Annotated in this window: 24 protein-coding genes, 1 pseudogene and 1 riboswitch; of the genes and pseudogenes, 15 read left to right on the top strand and 10 right to left on the bottom strand. The window is 40.7% G+C overall.

Translation table 11 applies throughout. The features are described 5' to 3' along the window. Positions 1-106 precede the first annotated feature (106 nt). The 3 genes from AN392_RS08640 to AN392_RS08630 all read right to left on the bottom strand — a co-directional run bounded on the left by AN392_RS08640 (position 107) and on the right by AN392_RS08630 (position 3610). Entirely contained in the window at positions 107-1171 is a 1065-nt protein-coding gene (locus AN392_RS08640) for an OmpA family protein (protein ID WP_010392045.1), read from the bottom strand. Positions 1172-1493: 322 nt separating this feature from the next. Beyond that, a complete protein-coding gene (locus AN392_RS08635; RefSeq protein WP_054202773.1) occupies positions 1494-2903 on the bottom strand; it encodes a YdiU family protein in 1410 nt (469 codons plus the stop codon). An 8-nt stretch (positions 2904-2911) separates the two neighbouring features. Next, a complete protein-coding gene (locus tag AN392_RS08630) occupies positions 2912-3610 on the bottom strand; it encodes a DNA-3-methyladenine glycosylase I (RefSeq protein ID WP_055012467.1) in 699 nt (232 codons plus the stop codon). A gap of 187 nt (positions 3611-3797) precedes the next feature. Next, positions 3798-3977, top strand: a riboswitch (Lysine riboswitch). Positions 3978-4104: 127 nt separating this feature from the next. Here AN392_RS08630 and dapA point away from each other — a divergent pair. The 5 genes from dapA (at position 4105) to AN392_RS08605 (ending at position 9293) form a co-directional block, all read left to right on the top strand. Continuing rightward, positions 4105-4989, top strand: a complete 885-nt coding sequence (dapA, locus tag AN392_RS08625; protein ID WP_010392038.1) for a 4-hydroxy-tetrahydrodipicolinate synthase — start codon at positions 4105-4107, stop codon at positions 4987-4989. Positions 4990-5004: 15 nt separating this feature from the next. Then, the gene (locus tag AN392_RS08620) at positions 5005-5745 is read left to right on the top strand and encodes a 2,3,4,5-tetrahydropyridine-2,6-dicarboxylate N-succinyltransferase (protein WP_054202775.1); all 741 of its coding nucleotides are present in this window, start codon (positions 5005-5007) and stop codon (positions 5743-5745) included. Next, entirely contained in the window at positions 5745-6950 is a 1206-nt protein-coding gene (locus AN392_RS08615) for a PLP-dependent decarboxylase (RefSeq protein WP_055012466.1), read from the top strand. Before AN392_RS08620 ends, AN392_RS08615 begins: the two co-directional genes overlap by 1 nt. Positions 6951-6955: 5 nt before the next feature. Continuing rightward, positions 6956-8077 carry a succinylglutamate desuccinylase/aspartoacylase family protein gene (locus tag AN392_RS08610; protein ID WP_054202777.1) on the top strand — a complete coding sequence of 374 codons (1122 nt, stop codon included), beginning with the start codon at positions 6956-6958 and terminating at the stop codon, positions 8075-8077. Between the two features lie 184 nt (positions 8078-8261). Further along, entirely contained in the window at positions 8262-9293 is a 1032-nt protein-coding gene (locus AN392_RS08605) for a phospholipase A (RefSeq protein WP_055012465.1), read from the top strand. A 54-nt stretch (positions 9294-9347) separates the two neighbouring features. On the opposite strand, the gene AN392_RS08600 is transcribed toward AN392_RS08605, so the two are convergent. Then, the gene (locus AN392_RS08600) at positions 9348-10241 is read right to left on the bottom strand and encodes a bifunctional GNAT family N-acetyltransferase/hotdog fold thioesterase (RefSeq protein WP_010392028.1); all 894 of its coding nucleotides are present in this window, start codon (positions 10239-10241) and stop codon (positions 9348-9350) included. 123 nt (positions 10242-10364) lie between these two features. Here AN392_RS08600 and AN392_RS08595 point away from each other — a divergent pair, with 123 nt between their 5' ends. Then, complete coding sequence (locus AN392_RS08595; protein ID WP_055012464.1) at positions 10365-11111, top strand: spermidine synthase; 747 nt, start codon at positions 10365-10367, stop codon at positions 11109-11111. Here AN392_RS08595 and dtd read toward each other — a convergent pair. Continuing rightward, positions 11108-11545, bottom strand: a complete 438-nt coding sequence (gene dtd / locus AN392_RS08590; RefSeq protein ID WP_055012463.1) for a D-aminoacyl-tRNA deacylase — start codon at positions 11543-11545, stop codon at positions 11108-11110. The two genes, AN392_RS08595 and dtd, sit on opposite strands and share 4 nt — an antisense overlap. Beyond that, positions 11546-12427, bottom strand: coding sequence for a virulence factor BrkB family protein (locus tag AN392_RS08585; RefSeq protein ID WP_055012490.1), 882 nt, complete (start codon positions 12425-12427; stop codon positions 11546-11548). 86 nt (positions 12428-12513) lie between these two features. Between AN392_RS08585 and AN392_RS08580 the strand changes: the two genes are divergently transcribed. The 4 genes from AN392_RS08580 (at position 12514) to AN392_RS08565 (ending at position 15700) form a co-directional block, all read left to right on the top strand. Beyond that, on the top strand, positions 12514-13170 hold the full coding sequence (locus AN392_RS08580) for a DUF2959 domain-containing protein (RefSeq protein WP_010392019.1): 657 nt from the start codon (positions 12514-12516) through the stop codon (positions 13168-13170). Between the two features lie 133 nt (positions 13171-13303). Next, a complete protein-coding gene (locus AN392_RS08575) occupies positions 13304-14395 on the top strand; it encodes an MBL fold metallo-hydrolase (RefSeq protein WP_054202781.1) in 1092 nt (363 codons plus the stop codon). A 73-nt stretch (positions 14396-14468) separates the two neighbouring features. Then, positions 14469-14894 carry a BLUF domain-containing protein gene (locus AN392_RS08570; protein ID WP_055012462.1) on the top strand — a complete coding sequence of 142 codons (426 nt, stop codon included), beginning with the start codon at positions 14469-14471 and terminating at the stop codon, positions 14892-14894. 77 nt (positions 14895-14971) lie between these two features. Continuing rightward, on the top strand, positions 14972-15700 hold the full coding sequence (locus AN392_RS08565; RefSeq protein WP_055012461.1) for a CBM9 family sugar-binding protein: 729 nt from the start codon (positions 14972-14974) through the stop codon (positions 15698-15700). 72 nt (positions 15701-15772) lie between these two features. Here the strand turns inward: AN392_RS08565 and AN392_RS08560 are convergent, their stop codons facing one another. Both AN392_RS08560 and typA read right to left on the bottom strand, forming a co-directional pair. Beyond that, positions 15773-16027: a hypothetical protein gene (locus AN392_RS08560; protein WP_235575580.1), complete on the bottom strand. Its 255-nt coding sequence runs from the start codon at positions 16025-16027 to the stop codon at positions 15773-15775. Between the two features lie 390 nt (positions 16028-16417). Then, on the bottom strand, positions 16418-18241 hold the full coding sequence (gene typA / locus AN392_RS08555) for a translational GTPase TypA (protein ID WP_010392008.1): 1824 nt from the start codon (positions 18239-18241) through the stop codon (positions 16418-16420). Between the two features lie 508 nt (positions 18242-18749). On the opposite strand from typA, the gene glnA reads away from it, so the two are divergent. From glnA to AN392_RS08530, 5 genes are all read left to right on the top strand, one after another. Next, complete coding sequence (glnA, locus tag AN392_RS08550; protein ID WP_010392004.1) at positions 18750-20156, top strand: glutamate--ammonia ligase; 1407 nt, start codon at positions 18750-18752, stop codon at positions 20154-20156. Positions 20157-20270: 114 nt separating this feature from the next. Next, entirely contained in the window at positions 20271-20792 is a 522-nt protein-coding gene (locus AN392_RS08545) for a DUF4124 domain-containing protein (protein WP_055012460.1), read from the top strand. Between the two features lie 81 nt (positions 20793-20873). Continuing rightward, complete coding sequence (gene glnL / locus AN392_RS08540; protein ID WP_008108383.1) at positions 20874-21944, top strand: nitrogen regulation protein NR(II); 1071 nt, start codon at positions 20874-20876, stop codon at positions 21942-21944. A gap of 15 nt (positions 21945-21959) precedes the next feature. Further along, positions 21960-23345: a nitrogen regulation protein NR(I) gene (gene ntrC / locus AN392_RS08535; RefSeq protein WP_055012459.1), complete on the top strand. Its 1386-nt coding sequence runs from the start codon at positions 21960-21962 to the stop codon at positions 23343-23345. 31 nt (positions 23346-23376) lie between these two features. Continuing rightward, positions 23377-23835: a Crp/Fnr family transcriptional regulator gene (locus AN392_RS08530; RefSeq protein ID WP_055012458.1), complete on the top strand. Its 459-nt coding sequence runs from the start codon at positions 23377-23379 to the stop codon at positions 23833-23835. 8 nt (positions 23836-23843) lie between these two features. Here the strand turns inward: AN392_RS08530 and AN392_RS08525 are convergent. Beyond that, positions 23844-24260, bottom strand: a pseudogene (locus AN392_RS08525) (hypothetical protein); the annotation flags it as partial. A 185-nt stretch (positions 24261-24445) separates the two neighbouring features. Next, positions 24446-24775: a hypothetical protein gene (locus tag AN392_RS08520; RefSeq protein WP_408003205.1), complete on the bottom strand. Its 330-nt coding sequence runs from the start codon at positions 24773-24775 to the stop codon at positions 24446-24448. Positions 24776-24825 lie beyond the last annotated feature (50 nt).

Genomic DNA, 24825 nt, shown 5'->3' with positions numbered 1-24825 from the left:
TTAACAATATGAATAGTAGGTTAAGTAAAATCAACTTTCATGAATACCTATTAAGCAGCCATAAAAAAACCCAGCATAAGCTGGGTTTTTACTTAATTAGAAACTATTAACGAAGTACTTTTACACGTTTAATAGATTTTACGTGTGCTTCAACACGACGGTTTTCAGCGTGTGCTTGTGCCGTATTCGCTTCATTTTTAAGGCGTTCTTCGCCTAAGCCAGCTGTTGTAATGCGATCTTCTGCAATACCATCAGCAATTAGCTTTTTAGCTACTGCATCAGCACGTTTTTTAGATAACCATTTATTGTAAGACGCTTTACCTACTGCAGACGTATGACCTTCAAGAAGTACAGTTGTATCTGGGTACTCTTTTAAGAAAGACGCTACTTCGTCAATATCATTTAAGTACTGCTGTGAAACTGACGAGTCATTGTTAGGGAATGTTACTAACAAGCTTACTGTTACTTCAGTATCTTCATAAAGTGTACAACCATCACTATCAACCGCATCTGTCATTGGTGTGTTAGCACATTTGTCATCTACATCAGGAATGCTATCTTTATCAGTATCAGCAAGTGTTACCGGCACTGGAACAATTTCTGGCTCTGGTTGTGGTGCAGGCTCAACTGGTGCTACTGGCGCTGATTTTTGGCCGAAAAAGTAGTTAATACCTAATTTTGCGCCAACATCTGTGTAGCCTTTGTCTAAACCTTGGTAAACACTGGTTTCAGCATTTACAAAGAAGTTGTCTGTAACAAAGTGTCGGTAACCTACACCTGCATTTACAAACGTGTTGTCATCAACAACATCAATGTCTTTCAGACCGAATAAACCGTAAAAAGGGCCGCCGCCAAAGTGGTAAAGCGCATCGATACCGTAACGTTCGCCGTCAATATCGTTGCGGTTGTTAAGTACTTTGTCATGTGCATTAAAATCTAGGTCTGCGTATTCTAAACGTGCGCTCCAGTAATCATTAAAGCGGTAACCTAATTCAGCACCCCAACCTGTTGACTCATTAACGTCAAGGCCAGCCTGCTCACGCATGTTTTTCCACGAAGCATCGTAGTAATCACCGAACGCACCAATGTAAAAACCTTCTTGTTCGGCAGCAAAAGTAGATGCGCTAGTTGCAGCTAACGCTATGGCAATTGTAAGTGATTTTAATTTCATTGTTTTCTTCCCATTTTAACAACTAAAAATGTAGCTAAGCATTGCTAGCTCTTCTAACTTACCTATACAGTAACTGAGCCTTTGTTAATCAATACTTAACGCAAATATATTTTTTCAATATCTTAGGATAATAAAACTAGCCCATAAAAAATGTTACTGAACAAAGACTAGCTCAAAAAGCAAACAATCGCTTTAAACCCCATACGATCACTAGCCTTTATGGATGTTATGGTATCATTCGTTCATAGTTTGCTCTATGAATGAACATCGCAGGGGTAAAAAATGACCTTTTATATTCATTTTAAAATGCAATAAACCATACTTAAGTACCGCAAAAAGTACGATAATTCTTATCATCTTCGGGCGGCGTTTGAAACTCAGTGGCCTGCGCATGGCTTGTGTAAGGGCTCGACATCACTTTGCTAAAACGACTGAGTAGCTCACTATCCCCATGCGTAGTGTACTGAGTAATAATATCTTCAATAATATGGTTACGTGGAATCACACTCGGATTGGCTTGTCGCATCACTTGATAGCTGTGCTCATTAGTTCGTGTTTGCCATTGCTGTGCCCAAGAGGTAAGTGCTGATGGTATTTCAGCTTGCCCATTTAACGACTCAGTGAGTGCATTAAAAGTATTGGTATAATCAAGCTGGTGTTCTTTTAATAGCCCTAGTAACTCCCCCACCAGCTCATTATCTTTATCATCAGCTATTGTTAGCCCTAACTTTTGTGCCCACATAGCGCTAAATTGCTGATTAAATTGGGTCGAAAAGTCTGCAATGATAGGTGTCAGCATTGCTACGGCTTGCTCATCGTCGTCACTTATTAGTGCCATTAGACTCTCTGCTAAGCGAGCACAGTTCCAACTCGCCATGTTTGGCTGATTACCAAATGCGTAACGCCCTTGCTTATCAATAGAGCTAAACACGGTATCAAAATCAAACTGGTTCATCATGGCACATGGACCGTAATCTATGGTTTCACCACTAATTAAGGTGTTGTCGGTATTCATTACCCCATGAATAAACCCCACCCTCATCCAACTTACGACTAAGTTAACTTGATTGGTTATCACTGCGGCTAGAAAATCCAAGTATCGCTGGGCGCCAGTGCTGTTAATTTCAGGGTAATGTCTTTGAATGGCTAAATCGGCTAAGTTTTTTAGACTGGTCAAATCGCCTTGGGTAGCTAAATATTGAAACGAGCCAACTCGAATATGACTACTCGCGAGTCGCGTTACAATAGCGCCAGGTTGCGGCGGGTTACGATAAACAGTTTCACCACTACCAACCACGGCTAAACAACGCGTAGTAGGAATGCCAAGCGCATGCATTGCTTCGCTCATTACGTACTCACGAATAGCAGGTCCTAATGCACAGCGCCCATCTCCACCACGCGAGAATGGCGTAGCGCCAGCGCCTTTTAATTGCAAATCCCAAAGCTGGTTTTTATCATCACTGATCGCGCCAAGTAAATGCGCTCGGCCGTCTCCTAAGCGTGGAGAAAAATGACCAAACTGATGACCAGAATATCCTAATGCAACTGCAGAAACTGCTTGAGGTTCATTTCCACTGAATATATTTGCTCGAGAATCAGCATCCACTTGTATATTAAATTGCTCAGCTAGGGGCTCATTCCATAACAATAACTGTGGTGCTGTCACCTTGGCTGGATGATCGCTAATAGCAAACCCCTCACCAATATCGGTATACCTTGGCACTAATTTCATGTTTAATCCTATTGTTTTTGGCTGATACCTACGCGATTGTCGCCTACACCATAAGCGACAATTAAGCTTAGCTCTTGCATGCTTAAGCCGCTTTGCTGCTGCAGTTCATTAAAGAATGCCTGCGCCGCACTTAGTGACTTTTTAGTTTGTAATCCGCCATCTATAATTTTATGGGCACGCAAATAGCTTTCTACATCTCTTGAAAGTAAAAAAGTATCTTTCCCCAAGGCGCGCAGTGCATAAGGACCAGTATTACCACCAAGCCTTGCACCATGCTTTTTTAAATATGCCCACAAACCAATAATATCTTCACTTGGCCAGTTAGCAATAAACTGACTAAAACTGCCGTGTTGCTCTGCAACTTCGTGGATCATATACGCATTATCAGTAATGGTTTTTACTTTTTTATAATTGCGCACAATTCGTTCGTCACTGGCTTTTTGTTCTAACATGTCTGGTGGCATCATCAATAGCTTTTCAACACTAAAATCCCAAAAAACCTCTCTAAATCCGGCCCACTTACTGTTGATCACCGACCAATAAAAGCCACTTTGAAAAACTTTCCGAGTAAATTCTTCTAGCCAATCATCATCACTTAATGTGACGAGTTGCTTTGTTGATAAAGGTTTTTCGAGTAACAATTTAAGCATTTTTTCAGAGCCCTTTCGCTCCACTGCACGCTTATAAATATCGCTAAATTTTTCCATCTGCTTAATACCTTACTTCGACCATGAAACTAGTTTACGAGAAAAGCAGCCAATACGTAACCGTTGCTATTATCGATGAACTATTCTGTATTTAGTCACTTGACACCTAGACGGCTAAAGTGGTTTAATCGCCACACTTACCCTATTACATTGTATTTGCTAATTGATTTTTCAATAGCAAATGCAAAGGGCTGGAAGAGGTGCGTTATTCAGGTAGCGTATGTTAGGAGCGCAAACTCCATTGAGCATACGTGAGGGGAATTAACGCCGAGAGGTAACACTTTTTTGTGAAAGATTACTTCGGGCGACTAGGTTGAATCCTAGCGACTGTCACCAATAACATATTTGGTGGAGAGCTTCTGGTCTTAGTATAATAAGGCCGTGCGCCCTATTATTTAAGCCCATTCGCTCTTCGAATTATAAATACATTCATAGAGTCAGGCACCCTAAATACCCGCCAATAACTCGACGAATGCCCTATAAGTTCGTGAGAGATGATCAACAACTTCAATATTAACAATTTCCATTTATGGACTGCGCTGATCACCCCATTTGATCAAAATGGCCTAGTTGATTACGCAACCTTAGACACCTTGGTGGCCGAACAAGAAGCCGCTAACAACGGCATTTTATTACTTGGTAGCACTGGCGAAGGGTTAGCCCTGACCCTAAAAGAGCAGCAAGCCATCGTAGAGCATGTTTGCCAATTACAGCCGAGCGTCCCGCTTATGGTCGCAGTCGGTGGTAGTAACTTAAAGCAGCAGCTTGAATGGGTTAACTACTGCAACCAACTGCCTATTCATGGTTTTTTACTTGGCTCGCCTTTGTACGCCAAACCCGGTGCAGTGGGGCAAACGCATTGGTTTGAAAGCCTGCTCAATGCCAGTTCTCATCCTTGTATGCTTTATAACGTACCAGGACGTAGTGCGGTTAGCATTCCCATTGCAACCATTGAAAACCTCAAACAACATAAAAATTTATGGGCACTCAAAGAAGCCAGTGGCTGTATTTCTCAATTTGAAGCCTATCGACAAGCAGCGCCTGAACTAGCCATTTTTAGTGGTGACGATGCCCTCATGCCTTATTTTGCCCAAGCAGGTGCAAAAGGTTTAGTGTCGGTTGCAGCCAATGCATGGCCAGTGCAAACCCATGAGTTTGTAAAGCGCAGTTTAAGCGGCCAACACCCTAATCTTTTTGTTCAGTGGTCTAGCGCTATCAATAGCTTATTTTCAGTAGCAAACCCTATTCCAGTCAAAGTGTTAATGCATTTACAAGGGCGTATTAGCAGTCCGCATTTACGTCCACCTTTAACACACCTTGAGCTGACACACACAGATGACATTTCATCGGCAAACAACACCATTTTATCTTGGCATTAAATACAGGTTTTTATAATGAGCTGGTTAGAACTATTAAATAATTTAGAAACGGGCGCAGTTCGCGCAGCAACACAAGACGAAAACGGCCAATGGCACGCTAACGTAGAAGTAAAGCAAGGCATTTTAGAGGCATTTAAAAACGGCACTAACATGGAGTTTCCTGGTGGCTTTGTAGATAAACATAATCTAGCGCCGCAATGCTTTGAAGCCACAGCAGGCGTTCGCATGGTGCCAGGTGGTTCAAGTGTGCGCCGTGGTGCACATGTTGCCAAAGGCACTATTATTATGCCACCTGCGTACGTAAATATTGGCGCCTTTATTGACGAGGGGACTATGGTAGATAGCCACGCATTGGTTGGCTCATGTGCGCAAGTGGGTAAAAATGTTCATTTGAGCGCCGCGGTACAATTAGGCGGGGTACTTGAGCCCATTGGCGCAAGCCCTGTGGTCATAGAAGACGATGCATTCATTGGTGCAGGCTGTGTGATTGTTGAAGGCGTGGTAGTTAAAAAAGGCGCGGTACTTGCCCCAGGTGTTCGCTTATCTGCAACCATCCCTGTTTATGACTGCGTTAATGAGCGTCAGCTTGATAAAGGCGAAGCAATCCCTGAATACGCGATTGTGATCCCAGGCTCTCGCCCTGCGTCAAATGACTGGGCCCGTGATCAAGGCTTGAGTATGTCGTGTGCCTTAATTGTTAAATACAGGGACGAGCAAAGTGACGCGTCATTATTGCTTGAAGAGGTTTTACGTTAATGACCTTTTTGAGCACGCCCGTTAAAAGCGCTATTGATGAGCTTTCGAGTAAACTCGATACTCCATTTTTTGTCTACGACCTTGACTCACTAGATGCGCACCTTGCGCACTTAGTGGCGCAAACCGAAGTAAAGCTTTGGTATGCGGTTAAAGCCAATCCCCTATCTAAAGTGATACAAAGTTTAGATAACGCTGGTTTTAACTTTGATGTTGCAAGTAAAGGCGAACTTGAGCAAGTACTTGCCCAAGGAATTAACAGCGAGCGCGTGCTCAACACGGGCCCTGCTAAAAGCCCAAAACAAATTAAACATTTTATTGCACGTGGCGTACGCACCTTTGTGGCAGAAAGTCTTAATCAGGTGCGTTGGTTAAACGAACAAGCCAATGCCCAGCAGTGCCAGTTGCAAGTATTACTGCGTGTTCAATTACGCTGGCCCGAGGGTGATGAAAACCCACTTGGTGGTGATAGCCTTACTCCATTTGGCTTAGGGTGCGATGAATGGCAATCGCTAAATACTAAAGACTACACAGCATTGAGCTTTAATGGCCTACATATTTTTCAGTGGGGTAACATGCTCAGCAGCGACAAACTTGCAGATCTGTGGTCGCAAATGATTACACCACTTACAGTCCTTGCTAATAACTTAAATATAAACCTGAATATTTTAGATTTAGGTGGCGGTTTAGGTATTCCTTATACCCTTAATGACCCGACTTTAAGCTGGGATGCATTAATAGCAGCCCTTGCAAAGATTAAACGCGATGCGGGTGTTAAAGAGCTGTGGATGGAACTAGGTCGCTATGCTGTAGGCGAATGCGGCCACTACGCCACACCGGTGGTTGAGCGCAAATTAAACTACGGCCAACAGCAGGTAATTATGAGCGGCGGTATTAATCACTTATTGCGCCCTGCGGTTACTAATCAAGACTTTCCTGCGCGTTTATTACGAGATTCAAACGCAGCAAACCAAGCAATGAGCCTATACGGACCTTTATGTACAGCGCTAGACTGCTTAGGGGAGCACCAATTACCGAGCGATTTAAATGAACATGACTGGCTGGTGTTTAGTCAATGCGGTGCTTATGGTTTTACCGAAAGTATGCCGTACTTTTTGTGCCATGAACTGGCCGGTGAATATGTTATACACCATGGCGAAATCAACTGTATTCGCCAAGCAGAAGATGCAAGCCACTACTTGAGGTAATAAAAATGAATAACACCACAGCTATAAGCCAGGAAAATATTGTAGTTGGTGAAGTGGCAAATGGCCTACCACTGACCATTCCTGTCTATCGTTTAAAGGGCGATGGCACAGGCCCAAGTGTGTATATACAAGCTAATATGCATGGCGCCGAAGTGCAAGGTAACGCGGTTATTTATCAGCTACTTGAACAGCTAAAAAACCTTAATTTAAAAGGTGATATTACCTTAGTTCCCTACGCTAACCCCATTGGCTGTAATCAAAAATCGGGCGAATTTACGCTTGGCCGATTCGACCCTATTACGGGGACTAATTGGAATCGTATGTATCACTGTAATAATCAGCTTGCATCACAGTTTGCAAAGCAATACTACGACGCTGACGATACAGCTCTAAAAACAGCGTTTAAAACCGCGTTAATTAATGATGTTGAGCAGCAACTTAATGGCCCAGACTATCGTTTAACAACGGGTAAACGCATAGCGCTAAACTTACAAAGACTAGCGCATCAAGCTGATATTGTTTTAGATTTACACACTGGGCCTATTTCTAGTCAGCACTTATATTGTCCTGAATATGCCACAGAAAGTGCCCGTTACTTTAATATTCCCCATGTGCTAGTGATTCCTAATGACTTTGATGGGGCAATGGATGAAGCGAGCTTTTGTCCATGGTGGCAACTTAGCGAGCAACTTGCTCAGCAAGGCCGAAATTTTAACGTACAAGTTGAAGCCTTTACGGTAGAGCTGGGAAGCCAAGAAAAAATAGATTTAAGCGCGGCGTTTGATGATGCTCAAAGTATTTTAAGTTATTTAAATCATAAGCAAGTATTTGTTGATGCGCCCTACAAGCCAAAAGTGATGACAAGGTATGGCTGCCAACTAAATGATTATATTGCTTACTATGCACCTATGGGTGGCATGGTTGAATACTTAGCCCCCCTTGGTGGGCACATTAAAGCGGGCGAACCTATAGCTAAAATACTACGAATGGAACGCTACCTAAGCGAACAACCACTGCAAACATTAAGCTTTGATCTTGATGCGATTGCGATATTGCATTTTGCCTCAGCTAGTGTGAACCAAGGCACTGAACTTTATAAGTTTTTTACAAACGTTTTTGAGCTCTAGCTCACCCCTTCTCATTGCGTGAGAGTCTAACTAGCGAGCTATTAGCTAGTTATCCAGTAAAAGCGACTTAGGTCGCTTTTCTTTTTGCTTTATTAAAGTTCAGGACAAGTTCACCGTATACGTGTTAAAAATGCGTTATAATCACCACAAATCTGTTACTTCCCTCACTTACAAAGGAATTATAATGAGTTGGCGCCACTGGATACTACTCTCAACATTACTAAGTACTGCTGTTATTGCTGAAGAAACAGCAAAAAACGAGCAAAACAATGAACTTGAGCTGGTTAAACAATGTATATTAAATGAAGTGATAGGTGGAGACGGTAAGCAAACCCTCGATCAATTGCGCGAAAAATGCTCTGCAGTTGAAGAAAGCAAGCAGCTAACAGCTATCGATAAACGCCAAGCCCGTGAAGCGGTTGGCAAAAAGAATCGTAATGTAATTACGCCGCATAAACGTAATTATATTTTACCGGTTTCTTATATGTCGAACCCAAACACTCGCCCGTTTGATGGATTTGCAGAATTAACCGATAAAAAAGATGGCGACCCTCTCGATAACCTAGAAGCTAAATATCAGTTATCAATTAAAGTACCTTTGTATGATGAGTTTGCCGACTCAGACCAAGCTATATTTTTTGGCTTTACACTGCAGTCATACTGGCAAGTATATAACGACGATATTTCATCTCCTTTTCGTGAGACTAATTACGAACCAGAAATTTTCTGGATTAATTACTTAGACCCTGAAAACGTTTTATGGGGCGATGAAATGGCAATAGCCATTGGTATTTCGCACCAATCAAATGGCCGTAGTCAACCAAACTCGCGTTCTTGGAACCGTATATATGCCGATTTCATTTGGGAAAATGACGGCTTTGTATTTAGCTTTAAACCTTGGTATCGTATTCCTGAAAATGAAAAGCCTGCGCCGTTAGATGCACGAGGTGACGATAACCCTGATATCTATAAATACATGGGTTACTTTGAATTTGGTGGCGCGTATCGCTTTCACGATCATGAATTTAGTTTTATGACTCGTAATAATTTAAATTCAGATAACCGCGGGGCAATTCAGCTTGATTGGTCATTCCCTCTATGGGGAAGAGTACGCGGCTATGCGCAGTACTTTAATGGCTATGGTGAGAGTTTAATAGACTATAACGCCGATATTGAACGCTTTGGTGTCGGTATATTACTGACTGATTTACTGTAATAACCGCTAATAAAAAAAGCCAAGCAACTCGCTTGGCTTTTTCGTTTATTCTTATTACTTTTTAACCACAAACTGCCCTTCAAACTGAGCAACTACTTGATCACCATCAAAAATGGTTACTGGCACTAAATAGCTCGCCTTACCCGCCTCTTGTAACTCTATTAAGTTACCTTTACAGGTTTGAATATCAACACAGCCTTTAGGGTCGGTATTCAGTGGTTTTAAATATTTAATATTAGCATCGGCTAACACTATATTACCCTCAAGTCCGGCTTCTTTTAATGCTAAGTACGTTGCTCCCCAACCCGTTAGTGTAGCTAGGCTGTAAATAGAGCCTGCAAACATGGTGTTGTGTAAGTTTAAGTTAGCATTTAAATCTGCACGAGTAGTAAATTGCCAATCAGTGTAGCTTTCTACTTTTATCCCCATTGCATCACTAATAGGGATTGATTCACGCCATGTATTTTGCAGTACTTGAGTCCAATTAGGGTGACGGAACCAACCTGGCTCACTCGGCTTAAGCTTAACCATTTTATAATGCTGAACATCACCATAGGCTAAATGCGCTTTTTCTTTATTTTCGTAGCCATGGCGCTGATAAAATTCCAGGGCACGTTCGCGAGCAAACAGCACTAATTCATCAGCATCTTGATTCCACGCTATTTTTTCTAGCTCATGTAATAAGCGGCTACCAATATGTTGATTACGGTTACCCTCTGCAACCGCCATATAACGTACTTGAGCTTGTTGCTGATTATTAAAATGCAAACGCGCCACACCCAATACTTCACCTGCTTTATTTTTAATAAAGCGGTGTTCAGCTTCTTGCTCTAAATCGTCTTGCTCAGAACCACGAGGTTCGCCCCATGGTGCACGTAAAACTTGCCAGCGTAATTGATAATAGGCTTGCCAGTCTTCACTACTTTGAGGGGTGCTCACTTGAAACATACAGACTCCATAAATTAAAAATGTAAAAATATTACGCTGTGCATTTTGTGAAAAACACCATACTCGATCTGGGTAAAACTGCAAATACGACTTTGGTTTCCTATAAATGACTGTAAAAAATTAATGACAAAATCGATTGCGCTTTACCCCTGCTGGTTTATGCTCAATACCATGAATAAATATATCCATGGTAGCAGTGGCCTGATCAGCAGGCACTTTATTGAGCATAGTTCATCGCTAGGCCAGTTACTTTATTGGCATAATCAACATGGCATAAATATACAAGTTCGAGAGCATCAACAGCTGCGTTGGCTGCTTATTAACAACACCTTGCAATCAGTTATTTTAACCCGGAGTCCACAAGTATTACTGTTTCCTCACCTTGCCTATTTAGCAACGGTTTGGCAGCAACGACCAGCGCCTAAAAAAATACTTGAGCTCGGTTTAGGTGGCGGTGCTATACGTAACTACTTATTAAAACAATACCCTCAAGTACAGCTGACTTCAGTAGAAAAAAACCCTCATATAATTGACTGTTATCAAGATTTTTTCGCCCTTAATGAAAAGGGCCAAATTTTCTGTAAAGACGCACAAACAGTTTTAAAGTCAGCGGTGAATATAGATTGGATTATTTTAGATTTATTTAGTGAACTAGACGCCCCTAGATTCTTATTTGATTTATGTTTTTATCAAACAATTTATGATGCGCTTGCTCAGCGGGGCATCTTATTTATTAACTTTTTATCGCAACATGCCTCCCAACTTACACAGCTACAACTTGTGCTTAAGCGCGTGTTTGGGGAAGCCGTTAGTATTAAAAAGATCACCGGGTTTGTGAATCACATTGTGGTTGTTGAAAAAACACTTTAAGCGGTTAAGTTAAAGGTAACCGGACCGTCGTTACATAAACTAACCTGCATATCGGCTGCAAATACACCGGTCGCTACCTTAATACCGAGTAATTTAGCCTGCTTAACAAAGTAATTATATAATGCTTGCGCTTGGTCTGGTGTGGCTGCCGATGAAAAACTAGGACGCATGCCTTTTTTGGTATTAGCTGCAAGTGTAAATTGCGATATGACTAATAGTTCGCCTTGTATATCTTTGAGACTGAGGTTCATTTTATCATTTTCATCGCTAAAAATTCGATAATTACTGACCTTGTGTAATAGTTTATCAGCAACACGCTCATCATCTTCTTTTTCAACACCAAGCAGTAATACAATACCTTGTTTTATTTCACCAACAATCTGTTTTTCTATTGCTACGTTGGCGTGTGTTACCCGTTGAATTAGTCCTTGCATTTATTCACTATCCTCTGCTCGTTGCTCTTTTTTATTGTAATGTTGCATGTTAATACACACAGTAAATTCAGCACCTAGTAGCACTACTACCCACGACAAGTATACCCATACAAACAAAATAGGAATGGTTGCTACCGCACCATAAATCACTTCGTATGATGGAAAATGGCTAATGTACAAAGCAAAGCCTTTTTTGGTTAACTCAAATAACATTGCAGCAAACAGTGCACCAGGAATAGCGGCCCTAAATGAAACTCGCGTATTCGGCACTAAGGTATACAGCATGATAAAACCTGCCATAGAAATAGCATAAGGGAGTAGTTTTAATAAAAAACCACTAAACCCAGGGATCCCCTGATCAGCAAACGACACTAACGACACAATATAAGAGGTGACACCAATACTCGCACCCAGTAGTACAGGTCCCAAGCTCAGTACCATCCAATACACAGCAAAGGATATCATCATTGGGCGTTTTTTCTTTACTCGCCAAATACGGTTTAGTGTGGCATCTACATTACGAATAAGTAGCAAGGCAATGGCTGCCAAAAAGCCAATACCTACCGCCGTCATTTGATTAGCATTACCAGCAAACGAGCTAATATGTTCTTTAATAACATCGGAAGAAGTCGGCACAAAGTTAGTAAATAAAAAACTTTCAATGGCTAAACGGGTCGATTCAAACCCTGGAAAAGCAGAGAAGATTGCCACACCCACCGCTATCAGCGGAACCAACGACAACAAGGTAACGTATGCTAAATACCCTGCATTAATGGTTATTTGATCGTCTATACAGCGATTGAAATATTGCATCCACCAGCCTGGTTGCTGTTTTAGAAACACCTTAACTTGCTGTTTATAATGGGAGAGCTTATCATTCATACAATTAACTTTGTTGGTGGGCTTTTGATTATAATAACAATCAAGGCCATAATTTACAGCATTAACACTCGTAAATAGGAATTCAGATGAAAAAACAAACATTATTAGGGACAGCCATACTCTCGTTAATGCTGATGCTTTCAGGTTGTCAGTCGGCTTATTATTCGGCAATGGAAAAAGTAGGCGTACATAAACGTGACATTCTTATTGACCGCGTTGAAGAAACGAAAGACTCACAACAAGAGTCGCAAGAAGAGTTTCAATCAGCACTCGAGCGCCTAACTACCTTAATTAATTTCGATGGCGGTGAGTTGCAAGATGCTTACAATCAACTTAATGACGATTACGAGTCGAGCTTAGCGGCGGCAAACGAAGTATCAAGTAACATAAATAAAGTAGAAGATGTTGCCGATGCCTTGTTTGATGAGTGGAGCGATGAGCTAGAGCAATACAAAAGCGCCTCACTTAAGCGTCAAAGCAGTAAAAAACTAGCTGCAACTCAGCGCCAGTTTAGCCAATTACTTCGCTCAATGCGCAGCGCTGAGAGCAAAATGGAGCCAGTATTATCGTCTTTACAAGATAACGTGCTTTACTTAAAACATAACTTAAACGCACAAGCGGTAGCCGCTATAAAAGGCGAGTTTACTAACTTAAAGCGTGATATTCAGTTACTCATGAATGACATGAATAAGTCGATTGAAGACTCAAATAAATTTATTGAGCAAATGAATACTACAGGCTAATTACTATAAACTCGTTTACTAAGCCTACTAAATTGTAGGCTTTTTTATTGTTACTTTTTGTTACCTTTAAGCTCTTCGATAATCAGCTGTTGTTGTTATACTTTTACAAAATAATAATAATTAGAACAGTAAAATGAAGTTCAAAGCCATTACCCTAATACTTGCATGCACAATGCTCAGCGCCTGCCAAACAGCTAACCATGTTGAAGTTATTGCAGGGGAGCAAACCATTACCCCGCTACATCAAAATGGCGAGCGAGAAGGACGGTTTCATAATCTCTACCCGGGTAAAAAAACTTACCCGACTACCTGTAAAAGCAACTGCTACCCAACTAGCCCTAAATTACAATGCGAAAAAGACAGCGAAAACTGCCAATTTATTGGTGAGCAACAGCCTATGAATTTAAATACAGGCTTTAGCTTACGCTGGCTGGGGCATGCTGGGTTTATGATCCGCACGCCTAACGGACAGCAAGTGTTACTTGATCCTGTAAAAGAGCAGTTTGACTCACCTGTAGATTTAGCATTTAGACTAGCCTCTGGGTTTTACCGACAGCCCGGCGATTGGCTCACAGATAGTGAACTGAAAAACTTAGACGCTGTGATGTACTCGCATATTCATTACGATCACTTTAATAAAGCAGATATAGAAGAGATCGGTAATAAACCCCGCTACTTAACACCACTAGGCATGGCCGACAACTTCCCTACAGGCGGGTTTAATATTAGTGAAATGGCGTGGTATGCAAAAACAAATATTGGCGATTTAGCTATCCATGCCTTGCCTGCTCATCACTTTAGCAGCCGTGTTTTAGTACCCTTTATTTATGAAGACAACGATAAAGACCTATGGAATGGCTGGCTACTTGAACAAAATGGCAGCACCTTATTTTTTGCAGGCGACACTGGCTACTCAAAACACTTCAGCGATATACAGAAAAAATATGGCGATATTGATGTGTGCTTAATGCCGATAGCGTCTTACTATAGCGAAGATAACCCTAAATGGTATCGTTACGTTCATACAACCCCAGAAGACGCTCTAACAGCAGCACAAGAGCTAAACTGTAAAATAATGATACCTTGGGGATACGGTAACTCATCATGGAAAATGGGCGATCGCACGAGTCATTCAGCTTTACTGCGTTTATTGTATATGCACAAAAAGATGGACTCGAAAATACCCCTGCATATTTTAAATGAAGGTGAGAGTATTAAACTTTAATCAGTCATTTACAAAATTAGTAATAACTTCTCTGCTGAACTATGTTTAATTAACTAAACAGTGAGGAGGTTTTATGTTTCTTGTACGACTTATTTACGCCAGCAAAATTAGTAGTGGTTTTGGGCCTAAAGATATAGAAAATATTTTACAAAGCGCTCGAACCTATAATGTAAAAACAAACGTCACCGGCATGTTATGTTTTAGTAATGATTACTTTTTACAATGCCTGGAAGGCTCTAGAACGGCTGTAAATAATACCTACCAACAAATATTAAACGATAAACGTCACCACAATGTAATTATGCTCAACTATACCCAAATTCCTGAAAGAGAGTTTGAAAAATGGTCAATGGGCTATGTACCGCAATCTAAGCTAACCGAATCACTGAATCTCAAGTTTTCAGGCTTCATTGATTTTAATCCTTTTAAAATGTCTGGAGAAAGTGCGCATTTATTAATGCTCGCATTAAAAGACAGCATAGCAGGCACAATCAGTTAGTATAAAAATAGACTACGAGATTGTTTTTGATTGCTATTTAAGCCAAGCTAAATCATCCTTAATTGATGAGATGATTAATGAAAAAAACACTACTCGCTTTTAGCTTACTTTTTACCCAGCCAATCATGGCTATTGACGTTAGTCATACACCAACAGCTATTACTATTGATGGGGTTTCTGAAAGTGCATGGGACAAAGCCACTTGGCATAATATGCCATACTTAATGGACGGCACCCTACCAGACTCAGACAAGGATTTTAAAGGTCGCTATCGTCTTTTGTGGGATGAAAACTACTTGTATTTACAAGCAGACATTAGTGATGATGTGCTTATTGATACTCACCCAGATCCAACGGATAAATACTGGGACGATGATGCCTTAGAAGTGTTTATAGATAGTGACGCATCTGGCGGTAATCACCAATTTAACCATACAGCATTTGCTTATCATATTGGCCTTGATAACCAAGCTGCCGATTATGGGCCTGATAAAAAAGCGCATTTATATACCGACCACTTAGTTAGTAACTGGAAACGCAATACCACTGCGCCCTATAACATCACGTGGGAAGTGGCGATAAAACTCTACCCAAACGATTTCCAACAAGGCGCACAAAACACTCCGCTTAAATTAACTGAAAAACAAGTTATTGGCTTTATGCTCGCATATTGCGATAACGACGGCAGTAAAGTTCGTGAGCACTTTATGGGTTCACATGAAGTACAGCCTGTTAACGGCAGTCGCAACCTTGGCTATATAGATGCTGATGTGTTTGGAAAAATCACTTTACTACCAATAAGATAATTGAAACCATAGGTTGGGTTGAGCAAAGCGAAACCCAACATAACGGAAACATTAAAAAGCAAAACGTCTCTTTTATAAGCTGTTATTTGGGTATACATACTCTTGCTCTTTACTACTGCATTCATCATCATTGAGAGAGCGACCGATTGGGCCAATTAACATATTCAAAAGCCCATTAATCACGTTTACTTTTTGATTTTTTTTATTACTATTAAGATCACCAGCAGGCTTATGACGTTCATTACTGTTCGCAGCCCCTGTAACAAAATCACACCCAGAGCTCATGGCTTGTGACGAAGTACAACCAGATAAAAGTACAGTTATCACAATAAGTATTACTTTAACCAACATTATTCCCTTAATTTGTATGAGTTTAAAAAACATTATTACTTTAACAACTTGCTCTACAAGATAGTGTAAGTAATTGTATTAGATCGGATTGTTCAATCTGTGGACACCAATATTAACCTGAACATACTGAGTATTATTTATAGTTATTACTATTTTTTAAGTGAGCTAGTTACTAAGCGGTAAAAAAGCGCACTCTTTTCAAAGAGAAATAATTGCCTGATATTTTTGGAGCTAACTTTATCTAGTTTGTTTTATCTTGTTTATCCTGACTACATAAAAGCTAAAGCTTCTCTTACTTTAAAAACAAAAAAGCCGCTGTATTTTGCAATACAGCGGCTTTTAAAATCATTATTCTAAATTAATAGATTATGACTTAGGGGCACGACCCGCACGTTTACGCTCATTTTCAGTTAAATGACGCTTACGAATACGAATGTTCTCAGGTGTTACTTCTACTAACTCATCATCAGCAATAAACTCAAGCGCTTGCTCAAGTGAATAGTTAAGTGCTGGTGTTAGTGTTTGTGCTTCATCTGTACCAGATGCACGAACGTTTGTAAGTTGCTTACCTTTAAGTGCGTTAACTGTAAGGTCGTTATCACGGCTATGAATACCAATAACCATACCTTCATAAACTTCAACACCGTGACCGATAAATAAACGGCCGCGCTCTTGTAAGTTAAATAATGCGTTAGTAAGTGCTTTACCTGTTGCGTTTGCAATCATTACACCATTCTTACGAACACCTAGCTCGCCACCTTTGTGCGGACCGTAGTGATCGAATGTATGGTAAAGTAAACCAGAACCCGACGTTAATGTCATGAACTCAGTTTGGAAACCGATTAAGCCACGGCTTGGGATCATAAAGTCCATACGCATACGGCCTTTACCATCTGGTGCCATGTCAGTTAGTTCACCCTTACGAAGACCAATTTGCTCCATGATAGAACCTTGATGCTCTTCTTCACAGTCAATAGTTAGTGTTTCATACGGTTCTTCTAACACACCATCAACAGTACGTAAGATTACTTCTGGACGAGATACAGCAAGCTCGTAACCTTCACGACGCATGTTCTCGATTAAGATACCTAGGTGTAATTCACCACGACCCGATACACGGAAGCTATCTGGGTTATCTGTATCTGCAACACGAAGTGCTACGTTGTGTACTAATTCTTTGTCTAAACGCTCACGAATATTACGTGATGTTACAAACTTACCTTCTTTACCACAGAAAGGAGAGTTGTTTACAGAGAACGTCATTGTTACTGTTGGCTCATCAACACTTAGTGGTGGCAATGCTTCAACGTTGTTTGGACAACAAAGCGTATCTGAAATCTTAAGCTCGCCTAAACCTGTTACTGTTACGATGTTACCAGCGTAAGCTTTATCAGTTTCAATACGTTCAAGGCCTAAGTAGCTTTGTACTGAACCAATCTTACCGTTACGAGTTGTGCCGTCTGCACTGATAACCGTAACTTGTTGGTTAGGTGCAACAGAACCACGTTTAATACGACCAATACCAATTACACCCTTATAAGAGTTGTAATCAAGCTGTGAAATCTGCATTTGGAAGTCACCTTCAGGATCTGCATCCGGTGGTGATACTTCGTCAACGATCATCTTGAACATAGGTTCCATGTTATCTGATGCTTCGTCTAAATCTAATGTAGCCCAACCATTGATTGCTGATGCGTAGATTACTTTAAAATCTAACTGCTCATCAGTTGCGCCTAGGTTGTCGAATAAATCAAAGATTTGATCCATAACCCAATCAGGGCGAGCACCTGGCTTATCAATTTTATTGATAACAACGATTGGCTTTAAGCCTTGCGCGAATGCCTTTTGCGTTACGAAACGCGTTTGTGGCATTGGGCCTTCTTGAGCGTCAACAAGTAGTAGTACTGAGTCAGCCATCGAAAGTACGCGTTCAACTTCACCACCGAAGTCGGCGTGTCCAGGAGTATCTACGATATTGATATGGTAATCATTCCAAGATATAGCGGTGTTTTTCGCTAAAATGGTAATACCACGTTCTTTTTCAATGTCGTTTGAATCCATCACGCGCTCTTCATTACCGCCGCGTGTTTCTAATGTACCTGATTGCTCAAGTAGTTTATCAACCAGTGTTGTTTTACCGTGGTCAACGTGGGCGATAATTGCTATATTTCTTAACTTTTCGATACTCATATGTTCACTCAGAGAAATTGATCTCATTGATCCTGCAGGGGGCTATACGTACTCACCTGCGCTTTCACGAGATGTCCCAGCATAGGATTTAAAAGGGCGCATATTATCCCCTATAAATGGAATGGATGAAAGTTTATCCAAAATAAAATTTCAAACTTTCGCAATAAAATAATTAACCCTTTGTTTTAAAATAATTAATTTTGATGATTAATTTTTATAAATTTATCTCAAAAGGTGGTTTTGAGTTAATTTAAAGCGACTTTACTGCGTATTTTGCATTTTCTTTGTGTTAGTCTAAGGTGATTAATTTGCAAGCAATTATGACTCTGTAAATGTTGCACCTTTTTGGAATTATTACGCACCAAAATAGTGCTTAATCTATATCACCTTTATGTTGTTTATATATTTTCACATAAAAAACAATAGATTATAATAGTGGCATAAAATCAGCTTGTTAGTATTTAAAGTATCTAAGCAGCAATAATAAAACCCAATAGTTGGAGGACACATGTCACAATCGGTTTTAGATTTTATTAAAGAAAATGACGTTAAGTTCATTGATTTACGCTTTACTGACACAAAAGGTAAAGAGCAACATGTTTCTATTCCTCATCATCAAGTTGATGAAGACTTTTTTGAAGATGGAAAAATGTTCGACGGTTCTTCAATTGCTGGCTGGAAAGGCATTAATGAATCAGACATGGTGTTATTACCTGACGCAGATTCAATTAAGCTTGACCCTTTCACAGAAGAAACAACGCTAATCGTTCGTTGTGACGTGGTTGAGCCTTCTACATTACAAGGTTATGAGCGCGACCCGCGCTCAGTAGCTAAACGCGCTGAAGAGTACATGCGCTCTACTGGTATTGCTGACACAGTTTTATTTGGTCCTGAGCCAGAGTTTTTCGTATTTGACGATGTTAAATACAAGTCTGACATGTCAGGCTCAATGTATAAAATTGATTCTAAGCAAGCAGCTTGGAACTCAGATAAAGAATATGCAGATGGCAATACAGGCCACCGTCCAGGTGTTAAAGGCGGTTACTTCCCGGTTGCACCTGTTGATGATTTCCAAGATTGGCGTTCTGCAACTTGTTTAGTTCTTGAAGAGCTAGGCCAAGTTGTTGAAGCACATCACCACGAAGTGGCGACTGCCGGTCAGAATGAAATCGCAACTCGTTTTAACACTATGGTTTTAAAAGCAGACGAAATCCAAGAAATGAAATATGTTATTCACAACATGGCTCATTTATACGGAAAGACAGCAACCTTTATGCCTAAGCCTGTTGTTGGCGATAACGGTTCAGGTATGCACTGTCACCAGTCTTTAGCTAAAGACGGCGTAAACTTATTCGCAGGTGATAAGTACGGCGGTCTTTCTGAAGACGCGCTTTACTACATTGGTGGTATCATCAAACATGCTAAAGCAATCAACGCTTTTGCTAACGCGTCAACTAACTCGTACAAACGTTTAGTACCTGGCTTTGAAGCACCGGTAATGCTTGCATACTCTGCCCGTAACCGTTCAGCATCAATTCGTATTCCAGTGGTTCCATCTGCAAAAGGTCGTCGTATTGAAGTGCGCTTCCCAGATCCAACTGCTAACCCATATCTTGCATTCTCAGCAATGCTTATGGCTGGCCTTGACGGAATTAAAAACAAAATTCACCCTGGCGATGCTATGGATAAGGATTTATACGACTTACCAGCTGAAGAAGCAGCAGAAATTCCAACAGTGGCAGCCTCATTAGATGAAGCACTAGCGGCATTAGATGCAGACCGTGAGTTCTTAAACCAAGGTGGCGTATTCACTAATGACCTAATTGATGCTTACATTGCACTTAAGTCAAAAGAAGTTGAAAAACTTAACATGACAACTCACCCAGTTGAGTTTGAAATGTACTACAGCTGTTAATTTATTAACCGATAAATAATGTGTGTTTTAAGCCCGCTCTGCGGGCTTTTTTTATGGTAAATTTAACGGTTCTACACTAAAGTGAAATAAGTTTAAACAATGCAGGTTAGCAGGATGATAGGTAAGGTTTTGTTGCTATTAGTAGCTTTAATGATAAGCCTTAATAGCCATGCAAATAATAAAAAAATTTACGCATGGAAAGACAAAAACGGTGTACTGGTTTTTTCAGATACCCCTCAACCTGGTGCTAAAGAGGTTAAACTCACTAGCCAACACTTAAACATGCCTGCAACTAATACTGACATACTTGATACTTCACCAACTAAAACAGCGGTAAAGTTTAAAATTAGTATTACTTCGCCAGAGTCCAACCAAACTATAAGAGAAAACACCGGCTCTGTGTATGTTTCAACTCAGATTGCGCCTCGGTTTGAAGCTGGATTTACCATTGGTTTATTTTTAAATGGCGTTGCCATTGGTGAACCTAGTGACACCACTACGCTGGCGTTAAGAGATGTAGAGCGCGGGCAACACACACTACAAGTTAAACTTTATAATAAACAAAACCAAGTAATTGCAACTAGCCCTGAGAGTGTATTTTTTATGCATCGCAAAGGCCTAAATATAGGTCGGTAATTGCAGTTAAGTACGTACAATTAGCGTATATTTTACTAAAAACCTTGCCTACCTCCCCAGGCGCACTAAAATGGTGCAATAATGATAAACAAAACACATTTTAGCCCAGAGCTACTAAATATAATTTGGCAAAACCAAACCACCGCCCTAATGTTACTTGATGAAAGCTTTACGCTCATTTACGCCAACACCAGTGCCAGTGAATTACTTGGTTTAGGCGAAAAGCGCTTACTAGGACAAGCGTTCGATGACTTATTTAATTACCACTCTATCGACTTAAAACGTATTGCACAGTATTCGTTGGTTGATGGTGTAGACTGCCACCAGCATAGAGCTGACGTGGTGTTTATCGATTCTCGCCATGCAAAGTTAGCGGTCAGCACACGACGAATAAAGCATAACGATACCTTTTATATTTTATTTGAATGTCGACAAACTGATGACGAAATAAAGCACGATCAAGTCTCAAATCAAATGCATCAATACCAAGCTGCACGCAACTTAATTCGCGGTTTAGCCCATGAAATTAAAAACCCACTGGGTGGAATTCGCGGGGCGGCGCAATTATTGCAGTATGAAGGTGATCAGCAAGAAAGAGATCAATGTGCAGAACTGATAATTGAACAAGCCGATCGATTGCGTGAATTAGTTGATAGGCTCCTTGGGCCTAATCAGCTGCCGCAAAAATCGTATGGCAATATACATCAAACATTAGAGTCGGTTGTAAAACTCAGTACCTTAGATAACAACCGCGATATTCGGTTAGTTAAAGACTACGATCCGAGTATTCCTGATGTTTATATTGATCAGAGCAAAGTTCAACAGGTAGTGCTAAACATTGTGCGTAATGCACAACAAGCATTGGTAGATGGTGGCGAAATAAAAATAAAAACGCGGATTAATTACCAGCATCGTCGTCCTGGCAAAGCCCCTAAAAAGGCGCTACTTATTCAAGTAATGGATAACGGCCCGGGTATTGATGCCAATTTACGCGACACCTTATTTTATCCTATGACTACCAATAAAGAAGGTGGCTCGGGACTTGGGTTATCTATAGCGCAAACCTTGATTGATCAACATGATGGCTATATCGAATGTGATAGTTGGCCGGGACATACTGAATTTAATATTTATCTGCCGTTTACAGATTAATACTTTGGAGTTTGCATGAAAACAGCTTGGCTTGTAGATGATGATGCCTCAATTCGCTTTGTACTAGAAAAAGCACTGACTCGCGCAGGGTTTGAAGTAGAAAGTTTTGCAGATGCACAAAACGTACTTAACGCGCTAAAATTTAGTCAACCTAGCGTGTTGATTTCCGATGTGCGAATGCCTGGTATGGACGGTATGGCGTTACTTGAGCTAATAGCAGAGCAAACGCCAGGGCTACCTGTGATCATTATGACCGCCCACTCAGACCTTGATTCAGCCGTTAATGCATTCCAAAAAGGCGCATTTGAGTATTTGGCCAAGCCATTTGATTTAAATGAAGCGGTTGCACTGGTGGAAAGTGCTTATCGAGCTAATTCAACTAAAAAAACCAAACGTAAAAGCGCGCCCCCCAAAAGCGCCCATATTATTGGTGAGGCCCCTGCTATGCAGGAAGTGTTTCGTGCCATAGGTAAACTCTCAGCATCGAGTATGAGCGTACTGATCAATGGAGAGTCAGGTACTGGTAAAGAGCTCGTTGCCAGCGCCTTGCATAACCACAGCCCGCGAAAAGAAAACCAATTTATTGCCCTTAATATGGCCGCTATCCCTAAAGAATTAGTTGAATCTGAACTGTTTGGCCACGAAAAAGGCGCTTTTACAGGGGCAGATAGCGTGCGTAAAGGTCGCTTTGAACAAGCGAATGGCGGTACCTTATTTTTGGATGAAATCGGTGATATGCCACTGGATGTACAAACCCGCTTATTGCGCGTATTAGCCGATGGCGAATTTTATCGCGTGGGGGGTCATCAAAGTATAAAAGTAGATGTACGCATTATTGCTGCCACTCATCAAAATTTAGAAGAGCTGGTAAAACAAGGTAAGTTTAGAGATGATTTATTTCATCGTTTAAACGTGGTTCGCCTACGTTTACCTGCCTTACGCGAGCGCCCTGAAGATATAGAGCGCTTAGCGCTACACTTTTTACATAAAAGTGCAAAAGACCTGCAAGTAGATAGTAAAGTATTAAGCCCTAAAGCAATTAAACAACTGTGTTTATTTAATTGGCCAGGGAATGTTCGTCAACTTGAAAACACCTGCCGCTGGTTAACCGTTATGGCGCCTGGAGAGCTGATTGGTGAGCAAGATTTACCTCCTGAAATTATTGATAATTCCGCCGCAACCCAAGAAGGCGATTGGCTAGATTCATTTCAGCAGTGGCTTAATCAAGAGTTTAAACAAGGTAAAGAAAATATTTGGCCTGATATTCAAGCCCAGCTAGAAACCCGCTTAATAAAAACAGCACTCGCTAATTGTTCTGGCCATAAACAAGAAGCCGCAGTAAAAATTGGTTGGGGTCGCAATACGTTGACCCGAAAATTAAAAGAGCGCAATATTAGCTGATATTTTATAAGGCTAGCGTCCTAGGTTATTAATGAAGTTAATTGAGAACATCCCTTTGTTTAAGCAAATGGAGATTATAAATCGCTTAGATTTTTTTAAAGAATTCACACTTAATGAGCGCCAAATTCTGCTTGAGTCGTTTGGTTTGCTCTATTTGATAAATAAAAATCAGTTTTTATTTAAAGAATTTGATAATGACAAGCGACTGTTTATTGTGCTCAGTGGATCTTTAATGGTGTTTAAGCACAACCACTTACTGGAACTGGGCAGTATAGAGCCTGGTGAATTTATTGGTGAAGGTGCATTTATTAATAACCGAGAGCGCAGTATTAATGCACGCGCTAGGGAAAGCGCTATAGTACTGGCTATTACTGCCGATGCCCTTACCCGCCTACCTAATGTTATACGTGAAAAAATTAAAGACCGTATTATTGAAGGTATGAGCCTGCGCATTGCAAAACTCTCGGAGCATATAGAAGAGCATGGTTAACAGTTAACTTAATCCATATAAACAACCTGCATTGAGCAATTAAGCCAGCCTGGCTTATTTACATGAGCTGTTATGGTATATGTGTCTGATGGTTTATCGCCAAAAGGTGTCTCAACCAATGGCTGTGAATGAGTGTAGGTTTGTGAATAATTGCTGTAATAAATAACCAAATAGCCGTATAAATATTCCCATTTCAATGTGACTTTTGCGCCGCTGATTAATGTGAACTCAGCATGTTGATCAGTAAAGGTTACGGCTAGGTCATTAAACTCACCTTTTTCGCACTGGGTTGTTCGCAACCGAGAAGGCATGGTAAAAGCGTCATCCGCATTAGTATTTTTTAGATAAAAACCAATATTACCATCACCATAAAAGTGATTTGCGCGTGTGGTGTAGCTAATTTCGGGTTGATAACTTAGGGTCTGTTAACCTTTCAAGGTTAAATTTACAGCAGCCTGTTTGGTATTTAGGCAAGGCAGAGCCTATGTAGTGTGGTTATTCCCCATAAATAGGCGATAACGCCGCATTAATACCAAACAGGCGCTGCCCTTCGGGTTCTTCCTAGGGGCAATTTACTCTTTGTTCCTCGGTTTTGACTTAGCCCACTAGGTTACAAACCTCGCGCCGCGATTAAATCGCCCCTAGTTTGAACAAATTTTAATCCGCAAAGATCAACAGACCCTAACCCCTGCATAATAGTAGCTAACTGCTCTGTTTCTTGGCGTAAAATTCTATCATTTGATAATAGTAAAGTAGCTACGCCAAATTCCCGAGGGATGTCGTGTTCAACATATTCGTAAGGTAGGGATTGTGTTTTGAGTGCGGCCTCTAACTGCTGGCGCTGTGAGTCCGATAAACCTTTACTAAATATATACACTGTAGGCTGTTGGCATGCACTCAACAATAGCATGAGTGCACACGCTAAAATTCCATTTTTCATTATCACCCCGTTGATTACAAGTGTAGTCTAAAGGAGTGATTTAAAATCGC

The sequence above is a fragment of the Pseudoalteromonas sp. P1-16-1b genome (genome assembly GCF_001401785.1).
GTDB lineage: Bacteria > Pseudomonadota > Gammaproteobacteria > Enterobacterales > Alteromonadaceae > Pseudoalteromonas > Pseudoalteromonas undina.
The sequence above is the reverse complement of the archived record's forward strand: the minus strand, read 5'-3'. Positions and strand labels throughout refer to the sequence as shown.